General features: G+C 68.6%; 9 protein-coding genes. 5 read left to right on the forward strand and 4 right to left on the reverse strand.

Annotated features, from left to right (window positions below; all coding sequences use genetic code 11):
* The 3 genes from AX744_RS16600 to AX744_RS16610 form a co-directional block, all read right to left on the reverse strand.
* Positions 1-416, reverse strand: a 416-nt coding sequence (locus tag AX744_RS16600; protein ID WP_197429267.1) for an ABC transporter substrate-binding protein, incomplete at its 3' end; no start/stop codon positions are given.
* Positions 417-561: 145 nt separating this feature from the next.
* Complete coding sequence (locus AX744_RS16605; RefSeq protein WP_061018082.1) at positions 562-1,686, reverse strand: DUF6226 family protein; 1,125 nt, start codon at positions 1,684-1,686, stop codon at positions 562-564.
* Positions 1,687-1,710: 24 nt separating this feature from the next.
* Complete coding sequence (locus tag AX744_RS16610) at positions 1,711-3,162, reverse strand: helix-turn-helix domain-containing protein (RefSeq protein ID WP_061018084.1); 1,452 nt, start codon at positions 3,160-3,162, stop codon at positions 1,711-1,713.
* Between the two features lie 133 nt (positions 3,163-3,295).
* On the opposite strand from AX744_RS16610, the gene aceA reads away from it, so the two are divergent.
* From aceA to AX744_RS16625, 3 genes are all read left to right on the forward strand, one after another.
* Positions 3,296-4,621, forward strand: coding sequence for an isocitrate lyase (gene aceA, locus AX744_RS16615; RefSeq protein WP_061018085.1), 1,326 nt, complete (start codon positions 3,296-3,298; stop codon positions 4,619-4,621).
* Positions 4,622-4,755: 134 nt separating this feature from the next.
* Positions 4,756-6,417 carry a malate synthase A gene (gene aceB / locus AX744_RS16620; protein ID WP_061018086.1) on the forward strand — a complete coding sequence of 554 codons (1,662 nt, stop codon included), beginning with the start codon at positions 4,756-4,758 and terminating at the stop codon, positions 6,415-6,417.
* Positions 6,418-6,511: 94 nt separating this feature from the next.
* On the forward strand, positions 6,512-6,943 hold the full coding sequence (locus AX744_RS16625) for a hypothetical protein (RefSeq protein ID WP_061018088.1): 432 nt from the start codon (positions 6,512-6,514) through the stop codon (positions 6,941-6,943).
* Positions 6,944-6,961: 18 nt separating this feature from the next.
* Here AX744_RS16625 and AX744_RS16630 read toward each other — a convergent pair whose 3' ends face one another.
* The gene (locus AX744_RS16630) at positions 6,962-7,480 is read right to left on the reverse strand and encodes an Lrp/AsnC family transcriptional regulator (protein ID WP_082682732.1); all 519 of its coding nucleotides are present in this window, start codon (positions 7,478-7,480) and stop codon (positions 6,962-6,964) included.
* 104 nt (positions 7,481-7,584) lie between these two features.
* Between AX744_RS16630 and ald the strand changes: the two genes are divergently transcribed.
* Together ald and AX744_RS16640 are read left to right on the forward strand one after the other, a co-directional pair.
* The gene (gene ald / locus AX744_RS16635) at positions 7,585-8,679 is read left to right on the forward strand and encodes an alanine dehydrogenase (RefSeq protein WP_061018090.1); all 1,095 of its coding nucleotides are present in this window, start codon (positions 7,585-7,587) and stop codon (positions 8,677-8,679) included.
* Between the two features lie 81 nt (positions 8,680-8,760).
* Positions 8,761-9,960 (forward strand): pyridoxal phosphate-dependent aminotransferase, encoded by a 1,200-nt coding sequence (locus AX744_RS16640; protein WP_061018092.1) that lies wholly within the window; start codon positions 8,761-8,763, stop codon positions 9,958-9,960.
* Positions 9,961-10,098 lie beyond the last annotated feature (138 nt).

Genomic DNA, 10,098 nt, shown 5'->3' on the forward strand with positions numbered 1-10,098 from the left:
GTGGTGCCGTAGGTGGCGACCGCCGTGAGGTTCTTGCTGTTGGCGGCCGCCAGCATCACATCGGACGCGGAGCCGAGCGCGGTGAACTGCGCCTGCCCCGAAGCCACGAGCTGCTGCCCGTTCGCCCCTGAGGCGTTGATCTCGACATCGAGGCACAGATCGTCGAAGTAGCCCAGCTCCTCGGCGAGGAACACATCGAGCTGACCGGCGCTGGCGGAGTAGCCGTAACCGGAGATGTAGGTGATGGTGCCGGCATCCTGATTCCGCTTGCAGGCGTCGCTGTCGTTCGCACTCGTGGGGGCGGTATCGCCGCCTGGCGTCTGCGCGGAGCATGCTCCGAGCGTCAGCGTGGCGGCGAGAACGCACGTCAGGGTGGCAGTGATGCGGAATCGGGTTTCCGCAGGGGAAGTAGCCATGAGGGTCCCTTCTCGGCCGTTCGTCGTTGATGGCTCGATGAAAGTAACATAGTCAATCTTGACTAAGCAAGATCAAACTAAGTTTTGACGAACGGCATGACGGGCGCACCATGCCTCCGCCCATGAGGACAGCGGAGACCGGAGGTCAGACCGAGGTCGAGCGGAGGGGCCAGGCCGGCCACCAGCCGCCATCGAGTCCGCTCAACAGCGACGTCACGCGCTCCCGCTCGTCCGCGGTCAGCTCCGGGGCCGGACCCGCGGCGGTCTCCCGACGCTCCCCGTCGGGGGACCGCACCTCCGTGTACAGCCAGGCGCGTCGCCCGACGGGGTACTTCTCCCGGAACCCGCCTGAGGCGACGGACAGCACGATCCGCTCCATCTCGTCCGCCGCGCTTTCGGCAGTCTCGTCGCAGGCGTCGCACACGCACAACGGGACGATCGCATGGAAGAGTGCCCCGGCTTCGACGCGGACGACGGGAGGCATCGGAGCGATGCTGATCGCCGCTCCGACCGCGGGGTCGAGCACGATGCATTCGGCACCTCCCTCATCGCGCTCACGCCGCACCTCGACTTCGTACCCGGCACGAAGGTGTTCGACGAGGGCTTCGACCACGAGAAGCAACGGTTCGAAGCGCTCCGGGTGCGATTCCCGGGAGTAGGCCTCCTCCGGCGGGGCACCCTCGGACCAGCGGCGTCCGAAGCGGATGACCTCGCCCCGGTCGTCGCGGAAGAGCAGGAGCGGGAGAGCGGGACGGACGTAGGCGCTCGCAGGGAGCACGGCGGTGCGCTCGGGCGCCTCGGCGGACAGCGCCCTCACCTCCTGGTCGTCGAGGTCGTCCTGATCCCACGACTCGATCATCCGCAGGAAGGCTTCGCGCTGGTCGGGCTGCCGCACCATCCCCTGCACGAGCGCCTCGACCGGGATGGAGAGGGTGTTCGTCCCTATCTCGGGCTCGGCCGCCATCCGCCATGTCGCTGTCGGATGCACCATGGCGATGACGTTGCCCACGAAACGCGCCGCCGCAGCGGCCAGGTCGGCGCTGTCGAGGATCGCATGATGCGCGGCCACGAAATCCCACGTCGCCGCGAGGTCGTCGGCCAGGAGATTCGGGTCCGCGCCCTGACTCCGGGCGAACCCGGCGAACAGCTCGAAGCCGTCGACGAACCGCACCGGTCTCCGCGCATCCGACGGCGACGGCATCCACATGATCGTGGCGGACCCTGCCTCGGGCATCGGGCCGAACGGACCGGGGAAGACGTCGCTGCTCATCGACTGAGCGTATCGACCGGGGTCTCACCGCGGTGCGTGGGCCTCCAGGAACTCGTACACGTCGGTGGTGTCCACGCCGGGGAAGGCTCCTGTGGGCAGAGTCGCCAGCAGTGTGCGAGGAGTCTTCACGTTGGGCCACGAGTTCTCGCGCCAGCGGTCCTCCAGATCGGCGGGAGCCCGACGGCAGCACACCTCGACCGAGTGCTTCGAGACGCCGCGATGCGAGGTGTCACGCCCCACGAACCACTTCGTGTCGTCGAAGCGCACGCCCACGCTCACCGAGTGCAGCCCCTCGCTCGACGACTCGACCCGCGCGGTGCACCAGTAAGTGCCGTTGCCGGTATCGGTGTACTGGTAGTAGGGGTTGAAGCGGTCGTCTTCGTCGAACACCACGCGCGAGGTCCACCGGCGGCAGCACATCTGCCCCTCGATGGCCCCGAGCCGGTCGGTCGGGAAGTTCACGTCGTCGTTCTCGTACGCCTTGGTGATCGTGCCCGACTCGTGCACCTTGAGGAAGTGCACCGGGATGTCGAGGTGCCGGGTCGCGAGGTTCGTGAAGCGGTGCGCCGCCGTCTCGTACGACACCGAGTATCCGTCGCGCAGGTCTTCTATCGAGATCGCCCTCCGCTGCTTGGCGTCCTTCAAGGCGGGGACGACGTGCGCCTCCGGGATGAGCAGGGCGCCGGTGAGGTAGTTCGTCTCGACGCGCTGACGCAGGAACTCGGCGTAGCTGCGTGGTTCGGAGTGCCCGAGGATGCGACTCGACAGCGCCTGCAGCACCGCGGTGCGGGCATCGCCCTTCGCTGGCACACTGCTGGAGAGGTAGAGCCTGCCGTTGGCGAGGTCGGCGACGCTGCGAGTGGTCTGCGGCAGGTCGGGGGCGTAGTGCAGGGTGAAGCCCAGGTAGGCCGCGATCTCGGATGCGGTGCGCTGCGTCAGCGGGCCGCCGGGGTGACCGACCGCGGCGAGGATCTCGGCGGCCTTCGTCTCGAGGTCGGCGAAGTGGTTGTCCTGCCGCCGCATCAGGTGCCGAAGCTCGACGTTCGCCCGGCGAGCTTCTTCGGGCGTCGCGGCCCGCTCGTCCTTGAGCCTGTCGATCTCGCCGTGCAGAGCGAGCAGCGCCTTCAGCGCATCCGTCGGCAGGCTCTTCGCGATGCGGAACGGCTCGATGCCCAGGGCCTGGAACGTCTGGCCCTTCATCGCCCGCTCCAGCGCGATCTCGACCGCGCTGCGTTCGTCGAGCGGCTCGCCTTCCAGCAGCGCGTCGATCGTGACCCCGAGAGCCCGGGCGATCGCCTGCAGCTGCGTGAGCTTGGGTTCGCGCTTGCCGGTCTCGATCATCGACATCTGACTCGGCGCCCGGTCGACGGCGGAGGCGAGGTCGTCGAGGGTCATCCCCTTCGCCGTACGGAGCTGGCGGATGCGGCGGCCGATCGTGAGGGCGTCGGTCTCTTCTGCAGGGTCGATGGTGCTCATGCGGGCGATTCTGTCACAGAAACAGAATTTCGACCGATCTTCTCCCCGGAATCGGTCGGCCAAGCTCGTGAACTTCACTCACAGTGGAACCACGCCACTCCGGCACCGCAGCCGGATCCACCGAGGAGACACCATGACGAACACCGCCAACACCCCGACGCCCCGCCCCGCCGGTCTGCGAGCCGGCGACCAGGTTCAGACGGCAGCCGAGCTCCAGGAGATCTGGGATACCGATCCCCGGTGGGACGGTGTCGAGCGCACCTACACGGCCGAGGATGTGATCCGCATCCGTGGATCGGTTCGCGAAGAGGCCACTCTCGCTCACCGGGGGGCCGACAACCTCTGGAACCTCCTGCACACCGAGGACTACGTCCGGGCGCTCGGCGCCTACACCGGAGGCCAGGCCGTGCAGCAGGTGCGGGCCGGTCTCAAGGCCATCTACCTCTCCGGCTGGCAGGTCGCCGCTGACGGCAACCTCGCCGGTCAGACCTACCCCGACCAGTCGCTGTACCCCGCGAACTCGGTGCCGGCGGTCGTGCGTCGCATCAACAACGCGCTCATCCGCCAGGATCAGCTGGAGCACGCCGAGGGTGAGACCACGCAGGATTGGCTGGCCCCGATCGTCGCCGACGCCGAGGCCGGCTTCGGCGGACCGCTGAACGCTTACGAACTCGCGCAGTCGCTCATCCAGTCCGGTGCCGCCGGCATCCACTGGGAGGATCAGCTGGCGAGCGAGAAGAAGTGCGGCCACCTCGGTGGCAAGGTGCTCGTGCCCACTCAGCAGCACATCCGCACCCTGAACGCGGCCCGTCTCGCCGCTGACGTCGCCGGCGTCCCGACCGTCATCATCGCCCGCACCGATGCCCTCGCCGCCGACCTGCTCACCAGCGACGTCGACGAGCGCGACCAGCAGTTCACCACCGGCGAGCGCACCACCGAGGGGTTCTACCGGATCCGCCCCGGTCTGGAGTCTGTCATCAGCCGCGGCCTCGCCTTCGCCCCCTACGCCGACCTGTTGTGGGTCGAGACGGGAGAGCCCGACATCGAGCTCGCCCGCTCGTTCGCCGCGGCGATCCATGCACAGTTCCCCGGCAAGCTCCTGGCTTACAACTGCTCGCCGAGCTTCAACTGGAAGAAGCACCTGTCGGACGCCGAGATCGCGACGTTCCAGCAGGAGCTGGCTGACCTGGGCTACAAGTTCCAGTTCATCACGCTGGCGGGCTTCCATGCCCTGAACTACTCGATGTTCGACCTCGCCCGCGGCTACGCGGATCGCGCCATGAGCGCCTACGTCGAGCTGCAGGAGACCGAGTTCGCCGCAGAGGCGGACGGCTACACCGCCACCAAGCACCAGCGCGAGGCGGGCACCGGCTACTTCGACGTCATCTCCACCGCGCTCAACCCCGACAGCGCGACCCTCGCCCTCGCCGGCTCCACCGAAGCCGCGCAGTTCCACTGATCCCCACTTCGTTCCCGTCTCGCCGACACCCATCCCCGCCGTCGAGACCCACCGCCGCGATCGTCTGCAGCGTTGGGTCTCGGCGACCACCGTGGGTCTCGGCGGATGAGGACACCGACGTACAAGGACTCATCATGACCACTCCGACCACCACGGCACCGATCCAGACGAACCAGCAGGGTCCGGCGATCGAGGTCACCGGCCCCATCCGCGACCGCTACGAGGAGATCCTCACGCCTGAGGCGATCGCCTTCCTCACCGAGCTGCACCATCGGTTCGCGTCCCGCCGTCACGACAGGCTCGCCGACCGGATGCGCCGACGCTTCGAGATCGGCAACGGGCACGACCCGAAGTTCCGCGACGACACGGCCCACATCCGCGAGGACCGGGACTGGCGGGTCGCCGGTGCCGGGCCCGGCCTCGAGGACCGCCGCGTGGAGATCACCGGACCCACCGACCCGAAGATGACCATCAACGCGCTCAACTCCGGCGCCCGCGTCTGGCTCGCCGACCAGGAGGACGCCACGAGTCCCACCTGGAAGAACGTCATCGAGGGTCAGCTCTCCCTCAAGGACGCGATCCGAGGAGAACTCTCCTTCACCGCCCCCGCCTCCGAATCCGGCCCCGGCAAGGAGTACCGCGTCACCGCGGAGCGCACGCCCACGATCGTGATGCGCCCCCGCGGCTGGCACCTGCCCGAGAAGCACGTCGCCTTCATCGACCGGGCCGGCCGTCGCACCTCGGCATCCGGGTCGCTGGTCGACTTCGGTCTCTACTTCCTGCACAACGCACAGGCGCTGATCGAGGCCGGGCGAGGCCCGTACTTCTACATCGCGAAGCTGGAGTCGAGCGAGGAGGCGAAGCTGTGGGACGACGTCTTCTCGTTCAGCGAGGAGTACATCGGCATCCCGCACGGCACCATCCGCGCCACCGTGCTGATCGAGACGCTGCCCGCCGCGTTCGAGATGGACGAGATCCTGTACGAGCTGCGCGACCACTGCGCGGGCCTGAACGCCGGGCGCTGGGACTACATCTTCTCGATCATCAAGAACTACCGTGGCCGTGGGGCGCGCTTCGTGCTCCCCGACCGCAGCGAGGTCACGATGACGGTGCCGTTCATGCGGGCCTACACCGACCTGCTCGTGCAGACGTGCCACAAGCGCGGAGCCTTCGCGATCGGCGGCATGAGTGCGTTCATCCCGAACCGCCGCGACCCCGAGGTGACGGCGCGTGCGGTCGAGAAGGTGTCTGCCGACAAGAAGCGCGAGGCCGGAGACGGCTTCGACGGCACGTGGGTGGCGCACCCCGACCTGATCCCCACGGCGCAGGCCGAGTTCGACGCCGTGCTGGGCGACCGCCCGAACCAGGTCGACCGCCAGCGCGACGACGTGCACGTGGAGGCGCGCGACCTGCTCGACCTGCACATCGGCCGCCCGATCACCGCCCAGGGTGTGCGGGACAACGTGTCGGTCGCCATCCGCTACCTGGAGGCCTGGCTGCGCGGGCTCGGCGCTGTGGCGATCGACAACCTCATGGAGGATGCCGCGACCGCGGAGATCAGCCGCTCACAGGTGTGGCAGTGGATCCACCAGGACCGCGCCACGCAGGACGGCACCCCCATCACGGCGGAGTACATCGAGGGGCTGATCGACCAGGTGCTCGCACAGGCGACCCGCAGCCGCAGCGACCGCTACGACGACGCAGCGGAGATCTTCCGCGAGGTCGCCCTGCAGGAGGAGTTCCCCACCTTCCTCACGCTGGGCGCCTACAGCCGATACCTGATCGACGAGGACTGAGCACGAGTGGACGAGTCCCGGGCGGCAGGCAGCTGCGGCCGGGGACTCTCCCGCGTCCGGAGCCGAGGCGGCCACGCGGGCGTAGCCTGGAGGCATGACCGACGTCTGGGCGGACATCGCCACCGAGTTCCTGCACTTCTATCCGCGTGGGCGGCGGCTGCTCGCGGTGGCCGGGGCGGATGCCGAGCGCTCGCGACAGGCAGCCGACGAACTCGCCACCGCTCTGACGGCGGCGGAGCAGCAGGTCGTGCGCGAACACTCCGCAGAGGGCGACGAGACCGAGCTCCGCAGCGTGGTCACCGCGTTCCGGGAGGGACCGAAGAGCGACGACATCCTGCTCGTCTCCGGCCCAGCCGCCCTGATCGGCGAGCGCACCAGGGGGATGTGGAACTACGCCCTGTGGCAGTTGGCGGGCGACGAGCCGCCGCACACCGTGGCCGGCTCGATCGTCGACGTCTCCGACCCGGCACATCCGAAGCGACGGTTCGCGGACTACTGCGCCCTGCCCGCCTCCTACGGCGCCTGACGAGAACGCTCCGGCACCTCAGCGGAAGGACGCGGCCACCGAGTTGCGGTGATAGTCGAACACGATGCTCGTGCGGGTGGAGGCGACGCTGCTCTGCGCCGAGAGGTGCTCCAGCACGAACTCGCGCATCTCGGATGAGTCCGCGACGGCGATGTGCAAGAGGAAGTCGTCGTCTCCACCCAGGAAGAACACCTGGATGACCTGGGGCAGCACGCGCACACGATCCGCGAACTCGACGATGCTCTCCCTCCGTCCGCTCGGCCGCAGGGTCACGCCGATCACGGCCTGCAGCCCGGCACCCAGCATCCGCTCGTCCACACTCGCGTGGAACCCCGTGATCACACCGCGGTCCACCAGGGCGCGCAGGCGGGTGTGCGCCGTCGAAGGGGCGACGCCGAGTCGTCCGGCGAGTTCGGCGTTGGTCATGCGGCCGTCCGCCGTGAGCAGCTGCACGATCTTCGCGTCGACCGCATCGAGCGCCGGCGCCCGAACGGTATTCGGCTCCGGGGCCTCCGATGTCGTCTCCATACGAAGCATTATTCAGGATCCGTGTGCAGAGCGAATCATCTTCACGGATTCTGTTGTTCCGTCGATGTTTCTGCGATCCTGAGTGCCGCACCGCATCGAACCCTGGAGGATCAATGAAGATCGGCGTCCCCACCGAGGTCAAGAACAACGAGAACCGCGTCTCCCTCACCCCCGCCGGCGCCGACCGCCTGGTGCGCGAGGGCCACCAGGTGCTCGTGCAGTCCGGCGCAGGGCTCGGCTCGCGCATCACCGACGACGACTACCGCGCGGCCGGCGCCGACATCGTGGCGACCGCAGCCGACGCGTGGGGCGAGGCCGATCTGGTCATCAAGGTGAAGGAGCCGATCACTCAGGAGTACGGCTTCCTGCGCGATGACCTCACCCTCTTCACCTACCTTCACCTCGCCGCCGACCGCGCTCTGACGACCGCCCTCGTCGACGCGGGAACCACAGCCGTGGCCTATGAGACCGTGCAGCTTCCCGACCGCAGCCTGCCCCTTCTGGTGCCGATGAGCGAGATCGCGGGACGCCTCTCCGTCACCATGGGCTCGTACTCACTGCTGCGGTCGCAGGGCGGACGCGGAACGCTGCTCGGTGGCATCGCCGGCACGCCGCGTGCCAAGACCGTCGTCATCGGTGGCGGCGTCGCGGGCGAGCACGCCGCGGCGAACGCACTCGGACTCGGCTCGAAGGTCACCGTGATCGACGTCTCCCTGCCGCGCCTGCGTGAGCTCGAGCACCGCTACGGCGGCGCTCTCGAGACCCGCGCATCGAGCCGCTACGACATCGCCGAGGAGTTGAAGAGCGCCGACCTCGTGATCGGGTCCGTGCTGATCCCGGGTGCCGCCGCTCCCAAGCTGGTGACCGACGACATGGTCGCCGCGATGAAGCCGGGCTCGGTGCTCGTCGACATCGCGATCGACCAGGGCGGATGCTTCGAGGGGTCGCGCCCGACCACCCACGACGACCCCACGTTCGCCGTGCACGACTCGATCTACTACTGCGTCGCGAACATGCCGGGCGCGGTGCCGGAGACGGCGACCCGTGCGCTGACCAACGCGACCCTCCCCTACGTCTCGGCGATCGCAGGCAAGGGCTGGGAGCGTGCGGCGGCTGAGGACGCGGCGCTCGCGAAGGGGCTGAACGTGCAGGGCGGACGCATCACGCTCCCGGCCGTCGCGCAGGCCCACGGACTCACGACCGACTGACCTTCCGAACCCGAAAGAACTCCGGATCTTGGCGGCATCCCACACCTCTCCTGCCGCACCGACCCGAGTACGCTCGTAATCGTGACCGAACGCGCTCCTCTCTCTCGCAAGCTGTCCGCCATCGCCGAGTCCGCGACCCTCAAGGTCGACGCCAAGGCCAAGGCCCTCAAGGCCGAAGGCAAGGACGTCATCTCATACGCTGCCGGCGAGCCCGACTTCGCGACGCCGCAGTTCATCGTCGATGCGGCGGCCGAAGCTCTGGCCGACCCGGCCAGCTACCGGTACACGCCCGCTCCCGGCCTCCCGGCGTTGCGCGAGGCGATCGCGGCGAAGACCCTCCGCGACTCGGGCCTCGAGGTGTCGCCGAGCCAGGTCATCGTCACCAACGGCGGCAAGCAGTCGGTCTACCAGGCCTTCCAGGCCGTGGTGAACCCGGGCGACGAGGTGCTGCTGCCCGCGCCGTACTGGACCACGTACCCCGAGGCGATCCGCCTCGCCGACGGCACCCCCGTCGAGGTCTTCGCCGGCGCCGACCAGGAGTACAAGGTCACGGTCGAGCAGCTCGAGGCCGCTCGTACCGCCCGCACCACCGCACTCGTGTTCGTCTCACCGTCGAACCCCACCGGCTCCGTCTACACCGCCGAGGAGACCAGAGCCATCGGCGAGTGGGCGCTCGAGCACGGCATCTGGATCATCAGCGACGAGATCTACCAGAACCTCACCTACGAGGGCGTCAAGGCCACCTCGATCGTCGAAGCCGTCCCCGAGGTCGCCGGCCAGACGATCCTGGTCAACGGCGTCGCGAAGACCTACGCCATGACCGGCTGGCGCGTGGGCTGGATGGTCGGTCCGGCCGATGCCATCAAGGTCGCGGGCAACCTGCAGTCGCACCTCACCAGCAACGTGAACAACGTCGCCCAGAAGGCTGCGATCGCCGCCCTCACCGGTCCGCAGGACGAGGCCGAGCAGATGCGACAGGCCTTCGACCGCCGCCGCCAGGTCATCGTCTCCGAGCTGTCGAAGATCGACGGCCTCGTGGTGCCGAACCCGCTGGGCGCGTTCTACGTGTACCCCGACGTGCAGGGTCTGCTCGGTCGCACCTGGGGCGGTGTGACGCCGACCACCTCGCTCGAGCTCGCCGACCTCATCCTCGACCAGGCCGAGGTGGCCGTCGTGCCCGGTGAGGCCTTCGGCCCCTCCGGTTACATCCGCATGTCGTACGCACTGGGCGACGAGCAGCTGCTCGAGGGCGTCCAGCGCCTGCAGCGTCTGTTCGCCTGAGTCGCGTCATACCCCCGGCACCCCCGTCGAGACCCATTGCACTCGCCGAGACCCACTCCTGCAGTCGCTTGCGGGCGTGGGTCTCGGCGTCGACGATGGGTCTCGACGCGGGTGAGGGGTGAGGGGCGAGGGGTGAGG

The sequence above is a fragment of the Microbacterium sp. CCH5-D1 genome (assembly GCF_001557335.1).
GTDB classification, from domain to species: Bacteria; Actinomycetota; Actinomycetes; order Actinomycetales; family Microbacteriaceae; genus Microbacterium; species Microbacterium oxydans.

What these genes read in the sequence shown, in the direction of transcription:
- AX744_RS16605 (WP_061018082.1), bottom strand. Translation starts at nt 1,686, where the DNA reads ATGAGCAGCGACGTCTTCCCCGGTCCGTTCGGCCCGATGCCCGAGGCA.
- AX744_RS16610 (WP_061018084.1), bottom strand. Translation starts at nt 3,162, where the DNA reads ATGAGCACCATCGACCCTGCAGAAGAGACCGACGCCCTCACGATCGGC.
- aceA (WP_061018085.1), top strand. Translation starts at nt 3,296, where the DNA reads ATGACGAACACCGCCAACACCCCGACGCCCCGCCCCGCCGGTCTGCGA.
- aceB (WP_061018086.1), top strand. Translation starts at nt 4,756, where the DNA reads ATGACCACTCCGACCACCACGGCACCGATCCAGACGAACCAGCAGGGT.
- AX744_RS16625 (WP_061018088.1), top strand. Translation starts at nt 6,512, where the DNA reads ATGACCGACGTCTGGGCGGACATCGCCACCGAGTTCCTGCACTTCTAT.
- AX744_RS16630 (WP_082682732.1), bottom strand. Translation starts at nt 7,480, where the DNA reads ATGCTTCGTATGGAGACGACATCGGAGGCCCCGGAGCCGAATACCGTT.
- ald (WP_061018090.1), top strand. Translation starts at nt 7,585, where the DNA reads ATGAAGATCGGCGTCCCCACCGAGGTCAAGAACAACGAGAACCGCGTC.